This is a genomic window from Kitasatospora sp. NPDC091207, from assembly GCF_044768625.1.
In the GTDB taxonomy this organism is placed as follows: Bacteria; Actinomycetota; Actinomycetes; order Streptomycetales; family Streptomycetaceae; genus Kitasatospora.
Map to the genome: position 1 here is coordinate 344,486 of NZ_JBIVVS010000002.1, position 23,820 is coordinate 368,305.

Here is a 23,820-nt window from a genome sequence, read left to right on the forward strand (position 1 = left end):
GGCGCGCCGACCCCGCGGCCGGCCCGCCGCACCGACCCGGTCTGCTCGTACGAGTTGTGCCAACCGGCTGCCACGGGGCCCCGGAGTGGGCCATTCTCGTGGCCATGACCTCCGAGCAGCCGCCCGAAGCCGCCGCCTCCCGTCCGTCGCGGGGCCTGGTCCTCGCCGTCTCGGCCGTGCTGGCCGTGCTGCTCGCGGTGGTGGCCACCGTGCTGCTCTGGCCGGAGAAGAAGCCCGCCGCGCTGCCGCCGCCACCCGCCCCCGCCACGACCACCGCGACACCCACGCCCACCCCGGCACCCACCCCGACGCCGACCAGGGTGGTGCCGTACACCTTCTTCCCGGTGGGCTCCTGCCTCGACCACCCGCAGCTGAACAAGACGGTCACCAAGCCGGAGGCGCGGCCCTGCGAGGGCGAGCACGACGGCGAGGCGATCGCCGACCTGCTGCTCCCGGACGGGCTGACCGGTGACAGCCAGATCAGCAAGGCGATGCGGGAGGGCTGCCAGGCGGCGCAGGCCGCCGCCGAGGCCCGCCAGGGCGGCGGCGGCCCGTACTACGGCTACCCGTTCGGCCCGTCCACGGCCTTCTACCAGCAGGGCTGGCGGGACTTCACCTGCACCCTGACGGCGAGCAACCGCCCGGGCGGCGTCCGGCTCTCCGGCCACCTGCGCTGACACCCGGCCCCGGGGCGACCGACCCCGGGGCGACCGGCCGCCCCCTAGGCTTGCCGCATGTCGAACCATGCCCTCGCCGAGCGCCACCGGCTGGCCGAACTCCTCGCCGCCGCCGGGCCGGACGCGCCCACCCTCTGCGCCGGGTGGACCACCCGGGACCTCGCCGCCCACCTGGTGCTCCGTGAACACCGCCCGGACGCCGCGGCCGGCATCCGGGTCGGCCCGCTGGCCGGCTGGACCCGCCGGGTGCAGAACGGCTACGCCGCGCGCCCGTACGAGGACCTGCTGCGCGCGTTCCGCGCCGGCCCGCCGCTGCTCTCACCGTTCGCCCTGCCGGGGGCCGACGAGGCGGCGAACACCGTGGAGTACTTCGTGCACGCCGAGGACGTCCTCCGGGCGGGCGAACCCTGGCAGGCCCGGCCGGTGCCGCCCGGGCGGGCCGAGGCGCTCTGGCGCCGCCTGCCGCTGCTCGCCCGGCTGGAGGCGGGCCGGCGCTCCCCCGCCCGCCTGGAGCTGCGCCGCCCGGACGGGCAGAGCCTGGCGGTCGGCCCCACCGGCGCGCCGACGGTGCGGATCACCGGCGAGCCGGGCGAGCTGCTGCTGTTCGTCCACGGGCGGGGCGCCCGCACCGAGCTGTCGGTGGACGGCCCGCCGGACGCCGTCGCCGCCCTGCACCACGTGCTCCCGCTGCCGCCGGTCCTCGCATAGCGCCAACGGGGAGGGCGGCCGCGGGAGCGGGCCCGCGACCGCCCCGGCTGCGGATGTCAGTGGTGGGGTGCAGACTCGCATCGGGCCGGGAAGAGGCGCGACCGCGCCTCCGGAAAGCCGCCCGGCCGTCTTTCCCGTCGAAGGAGCACCACCTCATGCTCACCACCGACTTCCCCACCGGCTCGCCCTGCTGGATCGACCTCGGCAGCCCGGACCCGGCCGCCGCCGCGGCCTTCTACGGCGCGGTGTTCGGCTGGACGTTCCAGGAGCTCGGCCCGGAGGCGGGCGGCTACGGCTTCCTCCAGGCGGACGGAAAGACCGTGGGCGCGATCGGGCCGCTCACCGAGGAGGGCGCGCGGTCCACCTGGACGACGTACTTCAAGACGCCGGACGCCGAGGCCACCACCAAGTCCGTCGAGCAGGCCGGCGGCACCGTCCGGGTCGCGCCGTTCGACGTGATGGACGCCGGGCGGATGGCCCAGCTGACCGACCCGCAGGGCGCCCGGTTCGCGATCTGGCAGGCCGGTACGACCGTCGGCCTGGACGCGGTCTCCACCGACAACGCGCTGGTCTGGTCGGAGCTGCACACCACCGACCAGGAGGCCGGCTTCGGCTTCTACCGGGCGGTGTTCGGCTGGCGCTCGGAGAAGTTCCCGGCCCCGGGGATGACCTACCTGGTGCTCTCCACCGCCGAGGGCGACCAGCAGGACACCAGCTTCGGCGGCATCGCCCCGGTCATGGGCGAGGGCCAACCGCCGTCCTGGACGCCCTACTTCGCCACCGAGCAGGTGGACGAGCTGGCGCGCCGCGCCCAGTCGGCCGGCGGCACGGTGCTGATGCCCGCCGAGGACGTCCCGGAGGTCGGCCGGATCGCCTGGCTGGCGGACCCGTTCGGCGCGCCGTTCGCGCTGATCAAGGGCGAGCCGCGGCAGGGCTCCTGAACGCCGCCGCCCGATGCCGCCCGGGACGCGGGCGGCACCGGGCGGCCGGACGTCAGCGGACCGGGTGCCCGGCCTCCCGCAGCGCGTCCTTGACCTCGCCGATCCGCAGGTCCCCGAAGTGGAAGACGCTGGCGGCCAGCACGGCGTCGGCTCCCGCCTCCACCGCCGGGGCGAAGTCGGCGAGCTTGCCGGCCCCGCCGGAGGCGATGACCGGGACGGCGACGCTCTTGCGCACGGCCCGGATCAGCTCCAGGTCGTAGCCGTCCTTGGTACCGTCCGCGTCCATCGAGTTGAGCAGGATCTCGCCCGCGCCCAGCTCGGCCGCGCGGCCCGCCCACTCGACGGCGTCCAGGCCGGTGCCCCGGCGCCCGCCGTGGGTGGTGACCTCGAAGCCCGAGGTGGTCTCGGTGCCCTCCGGGCAGCGCCGGGCGTCCACCGACAGCACCAGCACCTGGCGGCCGAAGCGCCGCGCGATCTCCCGGACCAGCTCCGGGCGGGCGATCGCCGCGGTGTTGACGCCCACCTTGTCGGCCCCGGCCCGCAGCAGCTTGTCCACGTCGTCGACGGCGCGGATGCCGCCACCGACGGTGAGCGGGATGAAGACCTGCTCGGCGGTGCGGCGGACCACGTCGTAGGTGGTCTCGCGGTCGCCGGAGGAGGCGGTGATGTCGAGGAAGGTCAGCTCGTCGGCACCCTCGGCGTCGTAGAGCTTGGCCATCTCGACCGGATCCCCGGCGTCGCGCAGGTTCTGGAAGTTGACGCCCTTCACCACCCGGCCGGCGTCGACGTCCAGGCAGGGGATGACACGTACGGCGAGGGTCACGGCTGTTTGCCTTCCAGAGTGCGTGCGAGCCCGGCGCGATAGGCGTCGAGTTCGACCTCGACCATCATCCGGGAGTCGATCAGGCCCCCGACCACCACCATGGTGGCCACCGGGCGGGCGGCGTCGAAGAGGGTGCGGTGGGCGCGGCCCACCTCCGAGGCGTCGCGGGCGTGGGTGATGTACATCCGGGTACGGACCACGTCGTCCGTCGTCAGTCCGTACGCGGCCAGGGCCTTGAGGCCGACGCCGAACGCGGCGAGGGTCTGCTGGTACGGGTCGCTCTCGTGCTCGACCTTCCCGTCCACCCAGGCGGTGGAGCCGGCCACGTGCACATGGTCTCCCGCGGCAACCGCCCGCGAGTAGCCGAACTCGTCCTCCCAGGGGGAGAACCCGGCCACCCGACCGCGTACGATCTGACGTTCCGTCATCCTGAAACCGCCTCCAGGGCCTCTTCGAGGGTGAACTTCTGCTCGTAGAGTGCCTTGCCCACGATGGCACCCTCGACACCCTCGCCGACGAGGGTGGCGATGGCGCGCAGGTCGTCCAGCGAGGAGACGCCGCCGGAGGCGACCACCGGCTTGTCGGTGGCGGCGCAGACGTCGCGCAGCAGCTGCAGGTTGGGGCCGGTCAGGGTGCCGTCCCGGTTGACGTCGGTGACCACGTAGCGGGCGCAGCCCTCGGCGTCGAGGCGGGCCAGCACCTCGAAGAGCTGGCCACCGTCGCGGGTCCAGCCGCGGCCGCGCAGGGTGGTGCCGACCACGTCCAGGCCGACGGCGATCTTGTCGCCGTGCTCGGCGATGACCTTGGCGACCCACTCGGGGCTCTCCAGGGCGGCGGTGCCGAGGTTGACCCGGGTGCAGCCGGTGGCGAGGGCCGCGGCCAGCGACTCGTCGTCGCGGATGCCGCCGGACAGCTCGACCTTGATGTCCAGCGCGGCGGTGACCTCGCGGAGCAGGTCACGGTTACTGCCGGTGCCGAACGCGGCGTCCAGGTCGACCAGGTGGAGCCACTCGGCACCGGCGTTCTGCCAGGCGAGGGCGGCGGCGAGCGGCTCGCCGAAGGAGGTCTCGGTGCCGGAGGCTCCCTTGACCAGGCGGACGGCCTGGCCGTCCCGGACGTCGACGGCGGGGAGCAGTTCGAGGCGGCTCATGATGGTGGCAACTCTCAGATCGTCAGAGGGTGTTGACCCAGTTGGTCAGCAGGGCGGCGCCGGCGTCGCCGGACTTCTCGGGGTGGAACTGGGTGGCCCAGAGCGGGCCGTTCTCGACGGCCGCGACGAACGGCTGCCCGTGCGTGGCCCAGGTGACCAGCGGGGCGTGCAGCCGCGCGCTGTGGACCTCCAGCTCCCAGCGGCGCACCCCGTAGGAGTGCACGAAGTAGAAGCGGGTGTCGGCGTCGAGACCGGCGAAGAGCCGGCTGCCCTCGGGGGCGTCGACGGTGTTCCAGCCCATGTGCGGGACGATCGGCGCGTCCAGCGGCTCGACGGTGCCCGGCCACTCGTCGCAGCCGGGGGTCTCCACGCCGTGCTCGACCCCCTTCTCGAAGAGGATCTGCATGCCGACGCAGATGCCCAGCACCGGGCGGCCCCCGGCGAGCCGGCGGCCGATGACCTGCTCGCCGCGGACGGCCTTCAGCCCGCGCATGCAGGCCTCGAAGGCCCCGACGCCGGGGACGAGCAGGCCGTCCGCGTCCAACGCGGTCTGGAAGTCCGACGTGACGGTGACGGTCGCGCCGGTGCGCTCGACGGCCCGCTGGGCCGAGCGGAGGTTGCCCGACCCGTAGTCGAGTACGACGACGTTCTTGCCCATGTTCAGGTGTCCAAGTCTCTCGGCTGTTCCGGACCGGCTCCGCACGGCGGTCTCCGTGGGGCGCTCTCCGTGCGGCGCCGGTCCGTACGACGTGCTGTCGGTACGGCGGCGCTAGAGGCGCATGAGGCCGGAGGCCAGGCAGAGCACCGAGCCGATGGCGAGCACCGCGATGACGCCCTTCGGGATCTTCTGCTTCCAGAACGAGATGACCCCGCCGGCCAGGAAGAGCCCGACGAAGAGGAGGACGATCGTGGCCTTGCTCACAGCGCACCCTTGGTCGACGGGAGGATGCCGGCCGCGCGCGGGTCGCGCTCGGCGGCGTAGCGCAGGGCCCGGGCCAGCGCCTTGAACTGGCACTCCACGATGTGGTGCGCGTTGCGTCCGTACGGCACGTGGACGTGCAGGGCGACCTGCGCCTGGGCCACGAAGGACTCCAGGATGTGCCGGGTCATGGTGGTGTCGTAGGTGCCGATCATCGGCGCCATGGTCGCCGGCTCGGTGTGCACCAGGTAGGGGCGGCCGGAGAGGTCCACGGTGACCTGGGCGAGCGACTCGTCCAGCGGCACCGTGCAGTTGCCGAAGCGGTAGATGCCGACCTTGTCGCCGAGCGCCTGCTTGAAGGCGGCGCCCAGGGCGAGGGCGGTGTCCTCGATGGTGTGGTGGGTGTCGATGTGCAGGTCGCCGTCGGTCTTCACGGTGAGGTCGAAGAGGCCGTGGCGGCCGAGCTGGTCGAGCATGTGGTCGTAGAACCCGACGCCCGTGGAGATGTCGGTCCGGCCGGTGCCGTCGAGATCGATCTCGACCAGGACCGAGGTCTCCTTGGTGGTGCGTTCAACGCGTCCGATACGGGACATACGGGGTTACAGCTCCTTGATCACGGTGGAGACGGCGTCCAGGAAGGCGTCGTTCTCGGCGGGGGTGCCGGCGGTGACGCGCAGCCACCCGGGGACGCCGTTGTCACGGACCAGGACGCCCTGGTCGAGGATGGCCTGCCAGACGGCGTGGGTGTCCGCGAAGCGGCCGAACTGGACGAAGTTGGCGTCCGAGTCGGTCACCTCCAGGCCCAGCCCGCGCAGCGCGTCGACCAGCCGGTCGCGCTCGGCCTTGAGCCGGCCGACGTACCCGAGCAGGGTGTCGGTGTGCTCCAGGCAGGCCAGCGCGGTCGCCTGGGTGACGGCCGACAGGTGGTAGGGCAGCCGGACCAGCTGGACGGCGTCCACCACGGCGGCGTCGGCCGTGAGGTAGCCCAGCCGCAGGCCGGCCGCGCCGAACGCCTTGGACATGGTGCGGGTGACCACCAGGTTGGGGCGGCCCTCCAGCAGTGGCAGCAGCGAGGCGCGGTGCGAGAACTCGACGTACGCCTCGTCCACGATCACCACGCTGGGCCCGGCGGCCTGCGCCGCCTCGTAGAGCCGCAGCACCACGTCGGCCGCGACGGCGGTCCCGGTCGGGTTGTTCGGCGAGCAGACGAACACGACGTTCGGCCGGTGCTCGGCGATGGCCTCGACGGCGGCGTCCACGTCGACCGTGAAGTCCTCGTTGCGCGGCCCCGAGATCCAGCCGGTGCCGGTGCCCCGGGAGATCAGGGCGTGCATCGAGTAGGAGGGCTCGAAGCCGAGCGCGGTGCGGCCGGGGCCGCCGAAGGTCTGGAGCAGCTGCTGCAGGATCTCGTTGGAGCCGTTGGCGGCCCAGACCTGCGCGCGGGCGCGCTCGAAACCGGTGGTCCGGGTCAGGTAGCCGGCCAGGCCGTCGCGCAGCTCGACCGCGTCCCGGTCGGGGTAGCGGTTGAGGCCGCGGGCGGCCTCGGCGACGCGCTCGGCGATCCGGGCCACCAGCTCCGCCGGCAGCGGGTACGGGTTCTCGTTGGTGTTCAGCTGGACGGGGACGTCCAGCTGCGGGGCACCGTAGGGGGACTGACCGCGCAGCTCGTCGCGGATGGGAAGGTCGTCGATCCTCATGCGCGGGGAACCGTCCAGTCGCTGTGCCAGTACTGCTCGTCTCGGACGAAACGTGCCTTGATGGCGTCACCGTGGCCGGGGAGGTCCTCGGCGTCGGCCAGGTTGACGACGTGCGCGGCGACGCCGGCCAGCGCCTCGCGGTCGTACTCGACGACCTGGACACCGCGCAGGAAGGTCTGCACGGACAGCCCGGCCGAGTGGCAGGCGCAGCCGCCGGTCGGCAGCACGTGGTTGGAGCCGGCGGCGTAGTCGCCCAGCGACACCGGCGTCCAGCGGCCGATGAAGATCGCGCCCGCGTTGCGGACCCGGGCCGACACGGCGTGGGCGTCCCGGGTCTGGATCTCCAGGTGCTCGGCGGCGTAGGCGTTGACCACCGCGAGCCCCTGCTCCAGGTCGTCGACCAGGATGATGCCGGACTGCCGGCCGCCCAGCGCCTCGGCCACCCGCGCGCTGTGCTTCGTCCGGGCGACCTGCGTCTTCAGCTCGGCCTCGACGGCCTCGGCCAGCTCGGGCGAGTCGGTGACCAGCACCGAGCCCGAGGTCGGGCCGTGCTCGGCCTGGCTGATCAGGTCGGCGGCGACGTCCACCGGGTCGGCGCTGTCGTCGGCGAGGACGGCGATCTCGGTCGGGCCGGCCTCGGAGTCGATCCCGATCCGCCCGGCGAAGTAGCGCTTGGCCGCGGCCACGTAGATGTTGCCCGGGCCGGTGACCATGGTGACCGGCTCGCACTCCTCGGTGCCGAGCGCGAACATCGCGACCGCCTGGGCGCCGCCGACCGCGTACACCTCGGTGACGCCGAGCAGCTCGCAGGCCGCCAGGATCGTCGGGTGCACCCGGCCGCCGAAGGCCTTCTGCGGCGGCGAGGTCACCGCGATGCCGGCCACCCCGGCCTCCTGCGCGGGCACCACGTTCATCACGACGGAGGACGGGTAGACGGCGAGGCCGCCCGGCACGTACAGGCCGACCCGGTCCACCGGCACCCAGCGCTGGGTGACCGTGCCGCCCGGCACGACCTGGGTGGTGTGCCCGGTACGGCGCTGGTCCGCGTGGACGAGGCGGGCGCGGCGGATCGACTCCTCCAGCGCGGCGCGGACCTTCGGGTCCAGCGCCGCCAGGGCCTCGGCGAGCTGCTCGGCGGGCACCCGGGTGGACTCCAGCCGCACGCCGTCGAAACGCTCCGTGATGTCGATCACCGCCGCGACCCCGCGATGACGCACGTCCTCGGCGATCGGGCGCACCTTCTCCAGGGCGGCCGCGACGTCGAAGTCGGCACGGGGCAGCAGGTCACGCGGGTCGTCGAGCGAGCCGCGCAGGTCGATTCGAGAGATCACGCCACCCAGTGTAAGGAGTGGCCGGAACCGGCGACCGCGCATTTCAGTCCGTGATACGAAGGGTGAGACAACCGGGGGAGACGGGGGAACGATGGCGGAGCGTGCTCCGGACGGCTGGACGCGGACCGAACAGGGTCTCTGGGAGGCGTTCCGCCAGGGCGAGGTGTACGACCTGCGGGCCGGCGCCATCGGCCCGGACAACGCCCCCTCCGCCGCCCCGCCCGACCCCCCGCGCGCCGCCGGACCGCGGTCCGGCGACCCCCTGGACGACCCCTTCGGCGGCGCGGTCTGGGGCCCCGGGCGCACGGTTCGCGCCGAGGTGCTGGCCCACCTGCTGCTGGACGGCCCGCCGGCCGCCCCCGGGCGGGTCGCCGCCCTGAAGCTGACCGGCGCCCGGGTCACCGGCCCGCTGGTGCTGGCCGGCGGCACCATCGGCCACTACGTCGAGGTGCACGACTGCCGCTTCGAGCGGAAGGTGCTGATATCCGAGGCCGACGCCGGCACCCTGCGCTTCGTCAGGTGCCTGATCCCCCGGCTGGAGGCCTCCCGCCTCACCACCTCCGGAGACCTGCACCTGGCCCGCTGCCGGATCGCGCAGGGCATCCGGCTCACCGACTCCCGGATCGGCACCGACCTGCTGCTCAACCAGGCCGTCCTGGGCGGTGACCGGTTCGGCCGGGCGCTGTCCGCCGACGGCATGGCGGTCAGCCAGGACTTCGAGGCCGACCGGCTGGAGTCCCGCGGCGAGATCAGCCTGCGGACCGTCCGGGTCGGCGGCCGGCTCTCGCTGCGCGGCGCCCAGCTGCACGCCCTCCCGCAGAACCCGGTCGCCCTCAACGCCGTCCGGCTCACCGTCGGCCACACCCTGTACCTCAGCGGCTCGATGGACGGCGGCTGGTTCTCCTCCGGTTCGTACTACGGCTCCGGCTACGGCCAGGTCGTCCCGGCCGGCACCCCCAGCACCCCGTTCCGCGCGCACGGCGCCGTCCGGCTCTCCGACAGCCGCTTCGACAGCGCCTGCCTGATCACCGACGCCGAGTTCCACCTGGGCCCGGAGGACGAGCTGGCGCTGCGCCGGATCCAGACCCCCGAGCTCCGCTTCACCTGCCGCACCCCGCCCACCGGCAAGGTCGCGCTCTCCCGCGCCCGGGTCGGCAACCTGGTCGACGCCCCCGACTCCTGGCCGCACGGCAGGCACCTCGGCCTCACCGGCTTCACCTACGAGTGCCTGCGCCCGGCCGCCCCCTTCGGCATCCGGCAGCGGATCGCCTGGCTGGAGGGGTCCGCGGTCGAGTTCCAGCCCGAGTCCTACGAGCAGCTGGCCGCCGCCCTGCGCCGCGACGGCGCCGACGACGACGCCCGGGAGGTGCTGTACGCCAAGCAGCGCCGCCGCCGGCAGACCCTGCCGCTGCCCGCCCGGCTCTGGGGCCGGATCCAGGACGTCACCGTCGGCTACGGCTTCCGCCCCGGCCGGGCCGCGCTCTGGTTACTGCTCGCCTGGGCGCTCGGCAGCGCCTACTTCGCCACCCACGAGCTCCAGCCGCTCAAGGCCGACGAGCGCCCGCACTGGAACCCGGTGCTGTACGCGCTGGGCCAGCTGCTGCCGGTCGTCGACCTCGGCCAGCAGGGCTGGAACCCCGGCGGCACCGCCCAGTGGGTCGCCTCCGGCCTGGTGGTCGTCGGCTGGGTGCTGGCCACCACCGTCGCCGCCGGGGCCAGCCGGATGCTCCAGCGGGGATAACCTCCGAGCGTACCCACCGCTCGGGGAACTACGCTGTGCGCCGTGACAGAACGGCTGCCGCTCTTCCCGCTGAACTCCGTGCTCTACCCGGGCCTGGTGATGCCCCTGAACATCTTCGAGGAGCGTTACCGCCGACTGGTCGCCGACCTGCTCGCCCTCCCCGAGGACCAGCCGCGGCGGTTCGGCGTGCTCGCCATCAAGGACGGCCGCGAGGTCGCGCCGGTCCGCCCCGAGGAGGGCCCGGCCGGGCCCTTGGACGGTCTGGGCACCGTCACCGGGGACCCTCTGGAGGCGCTGTACCACGTCGGCTGCGTGGCCGACGTGGCCTCGGCCCAGGAGCAGCCGGACGGCCGGTACGAGCTGCTGGTCACCGGCACCACCCGGTTCCGGCTGCGCTCGGTGGACACCGGCGGTCCGTACCTGAGCGGCGAGATCGAGCCGATCGAGGAGTTGCCCGGTGAGGGCGCCGGGGCGCTGGCCTCCGGCGTGGAGCGCGCCTTCCGGGCGTACCAGAAGCGGCTGGCCGGCGCCCGCGAGGCCAGCACCGTCGGCCGCCAGGAGCTGCCCGACGACCCGCAGGTGCTCTCCTACCTGGTGGCCGCCGCCTCGGTCTTCGGGACGTCGGTCAAGCAGGAGCTGCTGGCCTGCCCGGACACCACCCGGCGGCTGACCGCCGAACTGGAGCTGCTGCGCCGCGAGACGGCGGTGCTCAGCTGGCTGCCGTCGCTGCCCGCGGTGGATCTGACCCGCCAGTCGTTCAGCCCCAACTGACCCCGTCCACCGACGCGTCCGAAGAGGTCCCGATGGCCAGGAAGCCGAAGCAGGCCGGCGGGGGCACGCCCGCCACCGTCGCCCTGGAGGCCGCCGCGGTGGTGTTCACCGTGCACTCCTACCCGCACGACCCGGCCGCCGCCTCCTACGGCGGCGAGGCCGCCGAGGTCCTCGGGGTGGCGCCCGAACGGGTCTTCAAGACCCTGGTCGCCGAGGTCGACGGCGTGCTCACCGTGGGGGTCGTCCCGGTCGCCGGCCGGCTCGACCTCAAGGCGCTCGCGGCCGCCGTCGGCGGCAAGCGGGCCGCGATGGCGGACCCGGCGGCCGCCGAGCGCAGCAGCGGCTACGTCCTCGGCGGCATCTCCCCGCTCGGCCAGCGCCGCGCGCTGCGCACGGTGGTGGACGACAGCGCGCTCGGCCACGCCACGGTCTACGTCTCGGCCGGCCGGCGCGGGCTGGAGGTCGAACTGGCCCCGGCCGACCTGGTCGGCCTCACCGGCGCGGTGACCGCCCCGATCGGCCGCTGACCACCGGGGCGGCGGCCGCACCCGGAACCGCCCGCCCGGCCCGGTGCGCCGTCAGGGCGTGCGGTCCTGCGGCGGCCGGTCCGCCGGGTACGGCTGGTCCGCCGGGTACGGCCGGTCCGCCGGCTGCTCCCCGGCCGGGCGCTCCCCCGCCGGAGCCGGGTGGAACGACCCGCCCGGCAGCCCGTCCACGGGCCGCTGCACGCCGTACGGGCCCGCCCAGTACGGCGGCGGGTCCTCCTCGCGCTTGCCGAAGGCGGCCGACAGCGCCAGCAGCAGCACCATCGCGGCCATCGGCCAGGCCAGCAGCGCGCCGTAGGCCCCGAGGTCGATGTCGGCGTCGAAGTGGCCGCCGTTGCCGACCCGCCGGGCCTCGGCGACGAGGTCGCTCGCCGGGCCGAGCCGCCGGCCCAGCCCCCAGGCGCCCACCGAGGCCAGCAGACCGCCGGTCGCGAGGCCGATCGCCACCGCGATCCCGCCGCCGCGCCGCCGGGTGAACAGGAAGGCGCCGAGCGCGGTCACCAGGCCCATGCCCAGCCCGATCAGCACGAAGACGCTGTCGGCCCCGGCCCGCTGCTCGCCCTCCGGGTCGCCGTAGAGGATCTTGTTGCCGTCGACCACCAGCGGCACCTTCGGCGCCAGCCAGGCCCAGAGCACCGCCATCACCAGGCCCAGTGCCAGACAGGCCAGCACCGTGACCGCACCGACCTTCAGCTCGGGCAGCAGCCGCTCCAGCGGCGCCCGCCGGTCCGCGGCACGCAGCACGGCCTGGTCCACGGGCGGTGGCGCGTACGGGTTCGGGCCGGCGGCCGGACCAGGGGCGGCGGCGTCCGCGTCGGTGCCCTCGGCGGCACGCAGGGGATCCGGAGGTGTGTTCGGTACGGTCACGGGCCCATCGTTTCACGATCGCCGCCCGGACGGACCCGCCACCCGGACGGGGCGGGACGCCTAGCGCGTGGTGGCCCGCCGGTAGGCCCAGGTGGCCACCGCCAGCGACACCACGCCCACTCCCGCGCAGACCGCCAGGTTCGCCGCCACCGCCGCCCAGTCCGGGTCGGCCGCGAAGGTCCGGGCGAAGGCCTCCACGCCGTACGTGGAGGGCAGCAGGTCACGCAGCCAGAGCACCGGCCGCGGCAGGTGGTCCACCGGGAGCACCCCCAGCAGCAGCGCCGCCGACATGCCGAGCTGCCCCAGCATGGTGGCGATCTCCTGCTTGGGCGCCAGCAGCCCGCAGGCCGCGCCGAGCCCGGACAGCGCCGCCCCGGCCAGCGGCACCACCGCGAGCAGCACCCAGAGCTGTCCCATCGGGAGCCCGAACATCCACGCCCCGGCGACGGCCGTCACCAGGGTGCCCGGCAGCGTGAACGAGGCGTACGCGGCGGCCACGCCGAGGACCACCGAGGCCGCCGGGACGGGCAGCGTCGCGTAGTGGTCGAGACCGCCGCTGGCCCGCAGCCGGCCGAAGTACTGGGCCAGCAGGTTGAGCGCCACGAAGGCCACCACCAGGACGCTGGAGCCGGCCACCACCGACCGCGCGGCCGAGGTCTGCCCCGGGTCGACGACACCGCGCATCATCACCAGGATGCCGAGCGACTGGAAGGTCGCCACGAACAGCAGCGGGATGCGGGCCACCTTGGCCCGGGCCAGCTGCGCCCGGTAGACGGCCGCCAGCGCGGGCAGCAGTCGGGCGGCGGGGGCCAGCGGGGCGGGCCCGCCGTCGGCGACCCCGGCGGTCTGCGGCGGCACCGAGAGCAGGGTCACTTGGCCAGTCCTCCATGGCGGCCGCCCAGCTTGAGGTAGGCGTCCTCAAGGCTCGGGGTGGCCAGGGTGAAGTCGTCCAGCGCGGCGAAGGCCGGGCCGGTGGTGACGGCGGCGACCAGTTCACGGGCCCGCTCGGGGGTGGTGCGCACGGTCCAGCGCCGGCCGGTGCGCTCGGCCCGCTCGGCGAGCGCGGCGACGGCGGCGACCGCCATCGGCGCCTCGTCCCGCCAGACCAGGTCCAGCCGGACGTCGCCGTCCACCAGCGCCTTGAGCCCGCCGGGGGTGTCGCAGGCGATCACGCGGCCCTCGTCCACCACCGCGACCCGGTCCAGCACGGTCTCCGCCTCGATCACGTTGTGGGTGACCAGCAGCACCGTGGTCCGCCGCTCGGCCCGGCGGCGGTCGACGGCGCTCCAGACCGCCCGGCGGGCGACCGGGTCCATGCCGGTGGTCGGCTCGTCCAGCACCAGCAGCGGCCGCTCCCCCACCAGCGCGGCGGCGAAGCAGGCGAGCCGGCGCTGGCCGCCGGAGAGTTTGGCGAGCGGCCGGTGGGCGAGCGGTTCCAGGGCGAGTTCGGTGAGCACGTCGGCGGCCTCGGCGCGGGCGCGGGCGCGGCTGAGGCCGCGCAGCCGACCGGTGGTCTCGGCGGCCAGCGCGACGGTCAGCTCGTCCAGCGCGGTGGACTCCTGGCCGAGGTAGCCCAGCAGCCGGGCGGCCCGCTCGGGGTGGCGGACCACGTCGTGGCCGAGCAGCTCGATGGAGCCGGAGTCGGGCCGCAGCAGGCCGGTGAGCTGGCGGACCAGGGTGGACTTGCCGGCCCCGTTGGGCCCCAGCAACCCGAAGATCTCGCCCTGCCGGACGGTCAGGCTGATGCCGTCGTTGGCCCGGATGCCGGTGGCACCGGCGCCGCGCCCGGAGCGGTACGTCTTCACCAGGTCGCGTACGGCACAGCACGGCGAGGCCTCCCCGGGTACCCGCCCGGCCGTCTCGCTCATCCGCCCGCCTCGCTCCACCGAGCGGTCGCTTCGCGGACCGCGCCCCTGTCGGCGCTCCGCTCGTTGCCCTCGCTCACGAGCGAAGACTCTACGCGGTGGACACCACCAACCGGACAAGGGGGCCTGATCCCCCGAAACGGGAACGCCGCTCAGTCGTCGACGACGAGGTCCCCACCGGGCACCCGGCCCGCCAGCTCCTTCCAGAATCCCGCCCGGATGGCGTACCGGTCGTGCTCGTCGATCTGGTCGTCCTTGTGCGCGAGCAGCCCGAACCGGGCGGCGTAACGGAGCAGCTCGCCGTCGACGCGGTGCGGGATGCGCGGGTAGTCGGGCCAGAGCACGGTGAGCCGTTCGACGTCACCGAGCCGCTCCGTCCAGCGTCGGGCGAACACCTGGCCGACCTCGTGCGCGTCGCCGCCGATGGTGGTGATGTCCTCCTCGCGGTCGGCCCAGCGCTGCTCGGCGGTGGTCAGCTGGGCGAGGGTGGGCAGGCCGTCCCCGGCGGTGACGGCCGGCTCGGCGGCGGGCCGCTCGACCCAGCCCCGGTCGGAGGACCAGCGCAGCACCGGGCCGGTGGGCTGGGCCGCCGTCGCGGGCTGCGGGGCGGTGGCGCGCCCGGCGAGGTCCTTCGGCGTCGGGACGACCTTCAGCGCGGTGGCCGTCCCGGCGGAGCGCCCGTTCGCCACCGGCACCTCGACGGGCCCCGGCACGGCGGCGGGCCGGACCGCGGACGCCACCGCCGCGGGCGGGGCGGCCAGGATCTTGGCGATCTCGTGCCGCGGCCCGGGGGCGGGGAAGCCGGTGGAGGTGTCGCGCAGGCTGAACGAGCCCTCGATCCACTCCCGGTCGAGCACCCGCCGCTCGTCGGCCTCGCCGACCAGGTCCTCGGACTGGTTGAAGTCGCCGTCGGCGGCCTGCAGCGCCCACAGGTGGACGACCACGCCGTGCTCCTTGGCGGACATCATGCCGGGCAGCAGGTCCCCGTCGCCGGTGATCAGCACGACGTCGGCGCAGGCCCGGTTGCGGGCGAGTTCGGAGAGCTCGGCGTGCATCGCGGCGTCCACGCCCTTCTGCACCCAGCGGCCCTCGGCCCGGGTGAGGGCGCCGAGCCGGACGGTGACCCGCGGCAGGACCCTGAGCCGGCGGTGCTCCGGCATCGGGCGGCGGTCGGGGGCGGCGTCGAACCAGTAGATCCGCAGCAGCGGCAGCCCGGTCTCGGCCTCGGCGCGCTCGCGCAGGGCGGTGATGAGCGCGGTGTGGTCGACACTGACCCGGGAGCGGGACGGGTCACCGGCGAGCAGGCTGGCGGCGGCGCCCAGCAGGTAACCGGCGTCCACCAGGACGACACAGCGGTCCATCGCGCACCTCTTTTCGCTCGCCCTCGGGGTCCGGCGTCGCCGGTCGCGGCGCTGCCGGGTGGGCGCGGTCCGCCCGGCGCTCGGGCCCGGTGGGGTGAGGGGTGCCCGCAGCCGCCCGATCGTTGGGTCACCTTTACCCCTGGTTCGCCGACCGAATCTCGGTGGATGTCGCGGTCCGGCAACAGCCGGCGGCGGTGCGCCCGGGGCGCGGTCGGCGGGGACGGCGCCCCGGCCGGCGCCGGGGAAAGCGAAGCGGGCCCCGTCCGAGGACGGGGCCCGCCGGGTGCGACCGCGCGCTCAGCCCTTGAGCTCGGCGGCGACCAGTTCGGCCAGCTGGACGGCGTTGAGCGCGGCGCCCTTGCGCAGGTTGTCGTTGGAGACGAACAGCGACAGACCGTTCTCCACCGTCTCGTCGACGCGGATGCGGCCGACGAAGCTCGGGTCCCGGCCCGCGGCCTGGAGCGGGGTGGGGATCTCGCTCAGCTCGACGCCGGGGGCGCCGGCGAGCAGCTCGACCGCGCGCTCCGGGCTGATCGGGCGCTCGAAGCGGGCGTTGATCTGCAGCGAGTGGCCGGAGAAGACCGGGACGCGCACGCAGGTGCCGGCCACCTTCAGGTCGGGGATGCCGAGGATCTTGCGGCTCTCGTGGCGGAGCTTCTGCTCCTCGTCGGTCTCGTGGGAGCCGTCGTCGACGATGGAGCCGGCCAGCGGCAGCACGTTGAAGGCGATCGGGCGCTTGTACACCTTGGGCTCGGGGAACTCGACCGCGGAGCCGTCGTGGGCGAGCGCCGAGGCGCCGTCGACGACCTTGGCGGCCTGGTCCTGGAGCTCGGCCACACCGGCCACGCCGCTGCCCGAGACGGCCTGGTAGGTGGAGACGACCAGCGCGGCGAGGCCGGCCTCGTCGTGCAGCGGGCGCAGCACCGGCATGGCGGCCATGGTGGTGCAGTTCGGGTTGGCGATGATGCCCTTGGGGCGGTTCGCGATGGCGCCGGGGTTGACCTCGGAGACGACCAGCGGGACGTCGGGGTCGCGGCGCCAGGCCGAGGAGTTGTCGATCACGACGGCGCCGGCCGCGGCCGCCTTGGGGGCGAGGGCCTTGGAGGTGGAGCCGCCGGCCGAGAAGATCACGATGTCCAGGCCGGTGTAGTCGGCCGTGGCCGCGTCCTCGACGGTGATCTCGGTGCCCTGCCAGGGCAGCGTGCGCCCGGCCGAACGGGCCGAGGCGAACAGCCGCAGCTGCTCCACCGGGCCCACTCCTCCGGGGAGTCCTGCGCGCTCCGCCAGGATCTCGCGGACCACGCCGCCGACCTGGCCGGTGGCCCCGACAATGCCGATCTTCATTCCGACTACTCCTCTTGATGTCGCTGGTCACAGCCGCACTCCGCCCATCATGCCCTGTCACCCGGGCGGGGCGGCCGGGTATTCCACGGTGTGAGAGCTACTGGTCCAGACCAGTGGCCAGTTCGAGTGCCCGCGCCACCTCCGCCGGGCCCGCCGGCAGCAGTGGCAGCCGGACGTCCGGGGTGGGGATGCGGCCCTGTGCGTGCAGCACGCCCTTGACCACGGCGGGGTTGGGCGCGGCGAAGGCGGCCACCGTCAGCGCGGTCAGCCGGTGGCCCAGGGCGCGGGCCCGCGGCACGTCCCCGCGTTCCCAGGCGGCGGCCAGCTCGACGAACCGCGCGGTGGCCAGGTGGGCCGAGGCCAGGATGCCGCCGGCGGCGCCGAGCGCCAGCATCGGCGCGAGGAAGGCGTCCTCACCGGCCAGGACGGCGAACCCGGCGGGCGGGTCGGCCAGCAGCTCCACGGCGTCCTGGTCCAGCCCCCCGGTCGCGTACTTGACGCCCACCACGCCCGGCACGGCGGCCAGTTCGCGCAGCGCCCCGGCCGACAGCGGCTGCCCGGTCCGGTACGGGATGTGGTACACGACCAGCGGCACCGGACTCGCCCCGGCCAGCGCCCGGAAGTGCGCGACCGTACCGGCCTCGCCCGGGCGCACGAAGGCCGGCACGGTGACCAGCGCGGCCGCCACCCCCGGCACCCGCCCGACCCCGGCCAGCTCCTCGGCGGCCGCCCGGGTGCCGGCCCCGCCCGCGCCGACCACCAGCCGCGCGCCGCGGTCGGCGCAGACGGCCGCGCAGACCTCGGTCACCGCGCGCCGCTCGTCCGCGCTCAGGGTGGCCGGCTCGCCGGTGGTGCCGAGGGCGACCAGCCCGGCCGCGCCGCCGTCCAGCACCGAGCCGGCCAGCTTCTCCAGTGCGTCCAGCGCCACCGAGCCGTCCGCGGCGAACGGGGTGACCAGCGGGACGTAGATGCCCTTGAGGACCGTGTGTTCCATGCCCACGATCCTGTGCCCCCCGATCCCGCAGGTCCAGTTCACATGGGTGACGGTTCTCGTAAGCTGAGCCGATGCTCGATGTCCGACGCCTGCGTCTGCTGCGCGAACTCGCCCACCTCGGCACCATCGCCGCCGTCGCCGAAGCGCTCTCGTTCAGCCCTTCGGCGGTGTCCCAACAGCTGTCCGTCCTGGAGAAGGAGGCCGGTGTCCCGCTGCTGGAACGCACCGGGCGCCGGGTCGCGCTGACCCCGGCCGCGCTGGGGCTCGTCCGGCACGCCGAGGCGGTGCTGGCCCGGCTGGAACAGGCCGACGCCGAACTCGCCCACGCCAGACAGGGGCTGGCCGGCCCGCTCCGGATCGGCAGCTACCCCTCGGCGGCCCGGGCGGTGATCCCGGCGGTGCTCGCCGAGCTGTCCGGCTGGCACCCGGACCTGGAGCCGATGGTCACCGAGGTGGACCCGGCGGCCGTGGCGGCGGCGCTGCGCGCGGGCGAGCTGGACGTGGCGCTGGTGCACGAGTACGACCTGGTGCCGGCCGATCCGGAGCCCGGCCTGGCGGTGACCCGCCCGGTGTTCACCGAGCCGATGTACCTGGCCGCCCGGGCCGCCGGCACCGTCGCCGAGCAGCGCGACGCGCCCTGGATCATGTCGCCGCGGGGCACGCTCTGCCACAGCATGGCCGTCCGGGCCTGCGAGAGCGCCGGCTTCGCTCCCCGCATCCGGCACCAGATCGACGACTTCGCCACCGTCCTGGCCCTGGTGGCGGCCGGCCAGGGGGTGGCGCTGGTCCCGCGGCTGGGCACCGTGCGGACCCCGCCCGGCGTCGTGCTCACCCGGCTGCCGATGTACCGGCGCACCCGCGTCGCCTTCCGCGCGGGCGCGGGCTCGCACCCGGCGATCTCGGCCTTCGTCTCGGCCCTGCACACGGCCGTCCCGTCCGGCCTCGGCGGCACGGCGGCCTGAGCCATGAGACCTGGGGCGTACGGCCCGGCCCCGGGGGCCGGACCGGTCTCAGTTCGCCAGGCAGCTCGGACCGAGCAGTTGCTTGAGGTCCCCGAACAGCGCCGGGTCGGACTTCACCCGGTGCCGGTCCAGCCGCAGCACCGTGGTGCTGTGATCGCGCCGGAGGTGGACGTGCACCTCGGTGCTGCCCTTGTGGTGGGCCAGCACCTCGCCGAGCCGGGTCACCACCGCCGGGTTGAGCCGGCTCTCCGCGATGGTGAGGGTGATCGGCAGCTGGGCCGCGACGTTCGTCAGGTCCGGCACGGCCAGCTCCATGCCCATCAGCCGCGGCACGTCCTCCCGCTTGTCGAGCTTGCCGCGGACGAACACCACGGAGTCCTCGACGAGTTGGGAGGAGACCAACTGGTAGCTGGCGGGGAAGAACATGCAGTCGATCGAGCCGGCCAGGTCCTCGACGGTGGCGATCGCCCAGGCGTTGCCCTGCTTGGTCATCTTCCGCTGGAGCCCCGAGATGATGCCGCCGATGGTGACGATGGAACCGTCCGGCCGCTCCGCGAGGTCGGCCACCGCGCAGTCCGCCTTGTCGGCGAGCAGGTGCTCGATGCCGTGCAGCGGGTGCGAGGAGACGTAGAGGCCGAGCATCTCCCGCTCCTGGGTGAGCAGGAAGGCCTTGTCCCACTCCTCCTCGGAGAAGACCACGTCCAGGCCGAAGCTCGGCTCGTCGCTGACCGCGTCGCCGCCGCTCTGCCCGATCTCAGCGGAGCTGAAGAGGTCGAACTGGCCCTCGGCCTGCTTGCGCTTGACCCCAACGACGTTGTCGATCATCGGCTCGAACTGCGCGGTCAGCCCCTTGCGGGTGTGTCCGAGCGAGTCGAACGCGCCCGCCTTGATGAGGGATTCGACGGTCCGCTTGTTGCAGACCACCGACTCCACCTTCTCCAGGAAGTCGGGGAAGGCGGTGAACTTCCCCTTCGCCCTCCGGGTGCGGATCATCGACTCCACCACCGGCCCGCCGACGTTGCGGATCGCGGTGAGGCCGAACCGCACCAGGGTGTCCCCGTGCGGGGTGAAGTCGGAGTCCGACTCGTTGACGTCCGGCGGGAGCACCTGGATGCCCATCTTGCGGCACTCGTTGAGGTAGACCGCCGACTTGTCCTTGTCGTCCTTGACCGACGTCAGCAGCCCGGACATGTACTCGGCCGGGTAGTTGGCCTTGAGATACGCCGTCCAGTACGAGACCAGCCCGTACCCGGCGGTGTGCGCCTTGTTGAACGCGTAGCCGGAGAAGGGGACGAGGACGTCCCACACCGCCTGGATCGCCGCGTCCGAGTAGCCGTGCTCGCGGCAGCCCCGCCGGAACGGTACGAACTCGGCCTCCAGGATCTCCTTCTTCTTCTTGCCCATGGCCCGGCGCAGCAGGTCGGCCTGGCCGAGCGAGTAGCCGGCCAGGATCTGCGCGGCCTTCTGCACCTGCTCCTGGTAGACGATCAGGCCGTACGTCGGCTTGAGGATCTCCTCCAGGGGCTCCGCCAGCTCCGGGTGGATCGGGGTGATCTCCTGCTGGCCGTTCTTGCGCAGCGCGTAGTTGGTGTGCGAGTTGACGCCCATCGGACCCGGCCGGTACAGCGCGAGGACGGCGGAGATGTCCTCGAAGTTGTCGGGCTTCATCAGGCGCAGCAGCGACCGCATCGGCCCGCCGTCGAGCTGGAAGACGCCGAGCGTGTCGCCGCGGGCCAGCAGTTCGTAGGCGGGCTTGTCGTCCAGCGGCAGGTCGAGCAGGTTGATCTTGATGCCCTTGTTCCGCTCGATCGCCTTGACGGCGTCGTCCATGATCGTCAGGTTGCGCAGGCCGAGGAAGTCCATCTTGAGAAGGCCGAGGCCCTCACAGGTGGGGTAGTCGAACTGGGTGATGGTGACGCCGTCGGTGTGCCGGGTCCAGACCGGGATGTGGTCGGTGAGCGGCTCGGAGGACATGATGACGCCGGCCGCGTGCACACCGGGCTGGCGGATCAGGCCCTCGATGCCGCGCGCGGTGTCGACCACCTTGCGGACGTCCGGGTCGTTCTCGTACAGCCCGCGGATCTCGCCGGCCTCGCCGTAGCGCGGGTGCGAGGAGTCGGTGATGCCGGAGAGCGGGATGCCCTTGCCCATGACGTCCGGCGGCATCGCCTTGGTGATCCGGTCACCCATCGCGTAGGGGTAGCCGAGGACCCGCGAGGAGTCCTTGATGGCGGCCTTCGCCTTGATGGTGCCGTAGGTGACGATCATGGCGACCTTGTCGGAGCCCCACTTCTCCGTCACGTACCGGATCACGTCGCCGCGCCGGCGCTCGTCGAAGTCGATGTCGACGTCGGGCATGGAGACGCGCTCGGGGTTGAGGAAGCGTTCGAAGATCAGGCCGTGCGGGATCGGGTCGAGGTCGGTGATGCCCATCGCGTAGGCGACCAGCGAGCCGGCCGCCGAGCCGCGGCCGGGACCCACCGCGATGCCCTGGCTCTTCGCCCACATGATGAAGTCGGCGACCACCAGGAAGTACGCCGGGAACCCCATCTGGACGATGGTGTCCATCTCGTACTCGGCGAGTGCGCGGTGCTCGTCGTCGTACCCGCCCGGGAACCGCCGGTCCATGCCCTTCCACACCTCGGACCGGAAGAAGTCCGCCTCGGACGCGAAGCCCGCCGGGATGGGGAAGCGCGGCATCAGGTTCTTGAACTCGAACATGCCCTCGATGTCGACCCGCGAGGCGACCAGCAGCTGGCTGTTGCGGCAGCCCTCCTGCCAGGCGTCCGAGGAGTCCAGCGCGTACATCTCGGCGGCCGACTTGATGTAGTAGCCGGTGCCGTCGAAGCGGAAGCGGTCCGGGTCCGAGAGGTTCTTGCCGGTCTGGACGCAGAGCAGCAGGTCGTGCGCGCCGGCGTCGGACTCGGTGGTGTAGTGCGAGTCGTTGGTGACCACCGGCGGGATGTTCAGCTTCCGGCCGATCTCCAGCAGCCCGTCGCGGACCCGCTTCTCGATGTCCAGGCCGTGGTCCATCAGCTCCAGGAAGTAGTTCTCCCGGCCGAGGATCTCCTGGTACTCGGCGGCGGACCTGAGCGCCTCGTCGAACTGGCCGAGCCGCAGCCGGGTCTGCACCTCGCCGGAGGGGCAGCCGGTGGTGGCCATCAGGCCGGCCGCGTGTTCGGCGATGATCTCCTTGTCCATCCGGGGCCACTTCACCAGCCAGCCCTCGGCGTAGGAGCGCGAGGTCAGCTTGAAGAGGTTGTGCAGGCCCTGCTTGTTCCGGGCCCAGATGGTCTTGTGGGTGTAGGCGCCGGACGCCGAGACGTCGTCCCGCTTCTGGTGCGGCTGGCCCCAGAGAACGCGCTTGGTGTTGGTGCGCGCCTCCGGCGCGACGTACGCCTCGATGCCGATCACCGGGGTGATCCCGGCCGCGGTGGCCTGCTTGTGGAACTCGGCCGCGCCGTACATGTTGCCGTGGTCGGTCATCGCGACATGGGTCTGGCCCAGCCGCTCGACCTCCTTGAAGAGCTGCTTCAGCCGGGCGGCCCCGTCCAGCATCGAGTACTCGGTGTGGACGTGCAGATGCGCGTACGGCTGGTCGCTCAAGGCGGGGCCTCCGGAGGCTGGTGCTGGCTGGCTGGCCGGCGAACGCACAGGTCACAGAGGTGCCTGGAAACATATGAGGCCCGAGCCGCTTCACCAGGGCCCGGACCAGCTCTCACGCGTTCACGCCCCTACTCTAGCTGCGGCCACAGAAATGCCGGGCCGCCCACCACGCCGCAAAAGGACCCTCCCATGTCCCATCCGCGACCCACCGCCGACCACCGCGCCGAGACCGTCCTGAGCGTCTTCGACACGGCCTTCGGCGACCTGCTCGCCAAGGACCCGGCGGCTTTCCGGGTGAAGTTCCGCAAGATGGCCGCCTCCGCCTTCGCCTTCTACCGGGGCACCGCCGGGCTCTACTACGCGGACCTCGCCGAGGGCCCGTTCGCCGGCTACGGCGCCTCCTTCCTGGACGGGCGCACCAGCCGGGTCTGGATCCACGGCGACCTGCACGCCGAGAACTTCGGCACCTACCTGAACGCCGAGGGCCGCCTCGTCTTCAACGTCAACGACTTCGACGAGGCCTACGTCGGCGCCTTCACCTGGGACGTCCAGCGCCTGGCCGCCTCGCTGGCCCTGATCGGCTACGCCAAGGCACTGTCCGACACCACGATCACCGAGCTGGTCACCGCCTTCGCCACCGCCTACCGGGCCCGGATCGCCGCCCACGTCTCCTCCGGCGACGCCGACCCCTTCACCCTGGACACCGCCACCGGCCCGATCCTGGACACCCTGCGCCGGGCCCGGCTGCAGACCCGGGTCGCGCTGCTGGAGTCGGAGACCGTCGTCGAGGGGTACGAACGCCGCTTCCGCACCGGCGGCGGCGCGATCGAGCTGGACGAGCCGACCCGGGCCGAGGTGCTGGAGGCCTTCGCGGCCTACCTCACCACGCTGCCGCCCGCCTCCCGCACCCGCCCGGAGTCGCTGCGGGTCAAGGACGTCGTCGGCCGCCGCGGCATCGGTATCGGCAGCGCCGGCCTGCCCTCCTACAACCTGCTGCTGGAGGGGCACACCGACGCGCTGGAGAACGACGTGATCATCTACATGAAGCAGGGCCAGTCGCCCGCCGTCGCCCGGCACGTCACCGACCCGGCGATCGCCGGCTACTTCGAGCACGAGGGCCACCGCACGGTCATCTCCCAGCGCGCCCTCCAGGCCCACAGCGACCCGTGGCTCGGCCACACCACCCTGCGCGGGCGCGGCCAGCTGGTCGCCGAGGTGTCGCCGTACTCCACCGACCTCGACTGGACCGACCTCAACGAGCCGGCCGACCTGCTCGCCGTCACCGAGTACCTCGGCCGGGCCACCGCCACCATGCACGCCGCCGCCGACGAGTCCTCCAGCGGCCACACCCTGGTGCCGTTCTCCACCGAGCACGCCATCGACGCCGCCATCGCCCGCGACGAGGCCGGCTTCACCGCGATGCTGGTCGACTTCGCCCACGCCTACGGCGCCCGGGCCCGCCAGGACCACCAGCTCTTCGTCGACCTCTACCGCAACGGCCGCATCCCCGGCCTGTAG

Annotated in this window: 23 protein-coding genes; 8 read left to right on the forward strand and 15 right to left on the reverse strand. The window is 73.6% G+C overall.

Annotated features, from left to right (window positions below; all coding sequences use genetic code 11):
- Window positions 1–104 precede the first annotated feature (104 nt).
- From ACIQTO_RS06215 to ACIQTO_RS06225, 3 genes are all read left to right on the forward strand, one after another.
- Window positions 105–677: a hypothetical protein gene (locus ACIQTO_RS06215; RefSeq protein ID WP_402383542.1), complete on the forward strand. Its 573-nt coding sequence runs from the start codon at window positions 105–107 to the stop codon at window positions 675–677.
- A gap of 57 nt (window positions 678–734) precedes the next feature.
- Window positions 735–1,385: a TIGR03085 family metal-binding protein gene (locus tag ACIQTO_RS06220; protein ID WP_402383545.1), complete on the forward strand. Its 651-nt coding sequence runs from the start codon at window positions 735–737 to the stop codon at window positions 1,383–1,385.
- A 155-nt stretch (window positions 1,386–1,540) separates the two neighbouring features.
- Window positions 1,541–2,326 carry a VOC family protein gene (locus ACIQTO_RS06225; RefSeq protein WP_402383548.1) on the forward strand — a complete coding sequence of 262 codons (786 nt, stop codon included), beginning with the start codon at window positions 1,541–1,543 and terminating at the stop codon, window positions 2,324–2,326.
- A gap of 52 nt (window positions 2,327–2,378) precedes the next feature.
- Here ACIQTO_RS06225 and hisF read toward each other — a convergent pair whose 3' ends face one another.
- From hisF to hisD, 8 genes are all read right to left on the reverse strand, one after another.
- Window positions 2,379–3,149: an imidazole glycerol phosphate synthase subunit HisF gene (gene hisF, locus ACIQTO_RS06230; protein WP_402383551.1), complete on the reverse strand. Its 771-nt coding sequence runs from the start codon at window positions 3,147–3,149 to the stop codon at window positions 2,379–2,381.
- Window positions 3,146–3,577, reverse strand: a complete 432-nt coding sequence (locus tag ACIQTO_RS06235) for a RidA family protein (protein WP_402383554.1) — start codon at window positions 3,575–3,577, stop codon at window positions 3,146–3,148. The genes hisF and ACIQTO_RS06235 overlap by 4 nt, the downstream gene beginning before the upstream one ends.
- Window positions 3,574–4,299, reverse strand: a complete 726-nt coding sequence (priA, locus tag ACIQTO_RS06240) for a bifunctional 1-(5-phosphoribosyl)-5-((5-phosphoribosylamino)methylideneamino)imidazole-4-carboxamide isomerase/phosphoribosylanthranilate isomerase PriA (RefSeq protein WP_402383556.1) — start codon at window positions 4,297–4,299, stop codon at window positions 3,574–3,576. Before priA ends, ACIQTO_RS06235 begins: the two co-directional genes overlap by 4 nt.
- A 22-nt stretch (window positions 4,300–4,321) precedes the next feature.
- A complete protein-coding gene (hisH, locus tag ACIQTO_RS06245; RefSeq protein ID WP_402383559.1) occupies window positions 4,322–4,957 on the reverse strand; it encodes an imidazole glycerol phosphate synthase subunit HisH in 636 nt (211 codons plus the stop codon).
- A 111-nt stretch (window positions 4,958–5,068) separates the two neighbouring features.
- On the reverse strand, window positions 5,069–5,221 hold the full coding sequence (locus ACIQTO_RS06250) for a hypothetical protein (RefSeq protein WP_380573621.1): 153 nt from the start codon (window positions 5,219–5,221) through the stop codon (window positions 5,069–5,071).
- Window positions 5,218–5,811, reverse strand: a complete 594-nt coding sequence (gene hisB, locus ACIQTO_RS06255) for an imidazoleglycerol-phosphate dehydratase HisB (RefSeq protein WP_402383562.1) — start codon at window positions 5,809–5,811, stop codon at window positions 5,218–5,220. Before hisB ends, ACIQTO_RS06250 begins: the two co-directional genes overlap by 4 nt.
- 6 nt (window positions 5,812–5,817) lie before the next feature.
- Window positions 5,818–6,915 carry a histidinol-phosphate transaminase gene (locus ACIQTO_RS06260; RefSeq protein WP_402383565.1) on the reverse strand — a complete coding sequence of 366 codons (1,098 nt, stop codon included), beginning with the start codon at window positions 6,913–6,915 and terminating at the stop codon, window positions 5,818–5,820.
- Window positions 6,912–8,246 carry a histidinol dehydrogenase gene (hisD, locus tag ACIQTO_RS06265; protein WP_402383568.1) on the reverse strand — a complete coding sequence of 445 codons (1,335 nt, stop codon included), beginning with the start codon at window positions 8,244–8,246 and terminating at the stop codon, window positions 6,912–6,914. The genes ACIQTO_RS06260 and hisD overlap by 4 nt, the downstream gene beginning before the upstream one ends.
- Window positions 8,247–8,337: 91 nt before the next feature.
- Between hisD and ACIQTO_RS06270 the strand changes: the two genes are divergently transcribed.
- Genes ACIQTO_RS06270 through ybaK form a run of 3 tightly spaced genes read left to right on the forward strand, consistent with a single transcriptional unit; the run spans window position 8,338 to window position 11,285 of the window.
- Entirely contained in the window at window positions 8,338–9,987 is a 1,650-nt protein-coding gene (locus ACIQTO_RS06270; protein ID WP_402383571.1) for an oxidoreductase, read from the forward strand.
- 42 nt (window positions 9,988–10,029) lie between these two features.
- Window positions 10,030–10,758 (forward strand): LON peptidase substrate-binding domain-containing protein, encoded by a 729-nt coding sequence (locus ACIQTO_RS06275; RefSeq protein ID WP_402383573.1) that lies wholly within the window; start codon window positions 10,030–10,032, stop codon window positions 10,756–10,758.
- Between the two features lie 32 nt (window positions 10,759–10,790).
- A complete protein-coding gene (gene ybaK / locus ACIQTO_RS06280) occupies window positions 10,791–11,285 on the forward strand; it encodes a Cys-tRNA(Pro) deacylase (protein WP_402383576.1) in 495 nt (164 codons plus the stop codon).
- 51 nt (window positions 11,286–11,336) lie between these two features.
- Here the strand turns inward: ybaK and ACIQTO_RS06285 are convergent, their stop codons facing one another.
- The 6 genes from ACIQTO_RS06285 to ACIQTO_RS06310 form a co-directional block, all read right to left on the reverse strand.
- Window positions 11,337–12,170: a hypothetical protein gene (locus ACIQTO_RS06285; RefSeq protein WP_402383579.1), complete on the reverse strand. Its 834-nt coding sequence runs from the start codon at window positions 12,168–12,170 to the stop codon at window positions 11,337–11,339.
- A gap of 60 nt (window positions 12,171–12,230) precedes the next feature.
- Window positions 12,231–13,043 carry an ABC transporter permease gene (locus ACIQTO_RS06290; protein WP_402383581.1) on the reverse strand — a complete coding sequence of 271 codons (813 nt, stop codon included), beginning with the start codon at window positions 13,041–13,043 and terminating at the stop codon, window positions 12,231–12,233.
- Entirely contained in the window at window positions 13,040–14,038 is a 999-nt protein-coding gene (locus ACIQTO_RS06295; RefSeq protein WP_402383584.1) for an ABC transporter ATP-binding protein, read from the reverse strand. Before ACIQTO_RS06295 ends, ACIQTO_RS06290 begins: the two co-directional genes overlap by 4 nt.
- 149 nt (window positions 14,039–14,187) lie before the next feature.
- Window positions 14,188–15,396, reverse strand: coding sequence for an NYN domain-containing protein (locus tag ACIQTO_RS06300; protein ID WP_402383587.1), 1,209 nt, complete (start codon window positions 15,394–15,396; stop codon window positions 14,188–14,190).
- 297 nt (window positions 15,397–15,693) lie between these two features.
- A complete protein-coding gene (locus ACIQTO_RS06305; RefSeq protein ID WP_402383590.1) occupies window positions 15,694–16,740 on the reverse strand; it encodes an aspartate-semialdehyde dehydrogenase in 1,047 nt (348 codons plus the stop codon).
- Window positions 16,741–16,837: 97 nt separating this feature from the next.
- Window positions 16,838–17,734 carry a dihydrodipicolinate synthase family protein gene (locus tag ACIQTO_RS06310; protein ID WP_402383592.1) on the reverse strand — a complete coding sequence of 299 codons (897 nt, stop codon included), beginning with the start codon at window positions 17,732–17,734 and terminating at the stop codon, window positions 16,838–16,840.
- A 71-nt stretch (window positions 17,735–17,805) separates the two neighbouring features.
- Between ACIQTO_RS06310 and ACIQTO_RS06315 the strand changes: the two genes are divergently transcribed.
- On the forward strand, window positions 17,806–18,696 hold the full coding sequence (locus ACIQTO_RS06315; RefSeq protein ID WP_402383595.1) for a LysR substrate-binding domain-containing protein: 891 nt from the start codon (window positions 17,806–17,808) through the stop codon (window positions 18,694–18,696).
- Window positions 18,697–18,744: 48 nt separating this feature from the next.
- Here ACIQTO_RS06315 and dnaE read toward each other — a convergent pair whose 3' ends face one another.
- A complete protein-coding gene (gene dnaE, locus ACIQTO_RS06320; protein ID WP_402383598.1) occupies window positions 18,745–22,302 on the reverse strand; it encodes a DNA polymerase III subunit alpha in 3,558 nt (1,185 codons plus the stop codon).
- A gap of 189 nt (window positions 22,303–22,491) precedes the next feature.
- Between dnaE and ACIQTO_RS06325 the strand changes: the two genes are divergently transcribed.
- The gene (locus ACIQTO_RS06325; RefSeq protein ID WP_402383601.1) at window positions 22,492–23,820 is read left to right on the forward strand and encodes a DUF2252 domain-containing protein; all 1,329 of its coding nucleotides are present in this window, start codon (window positions 22,492–22,494) and stop codon (window positions 23,818–23,820) included.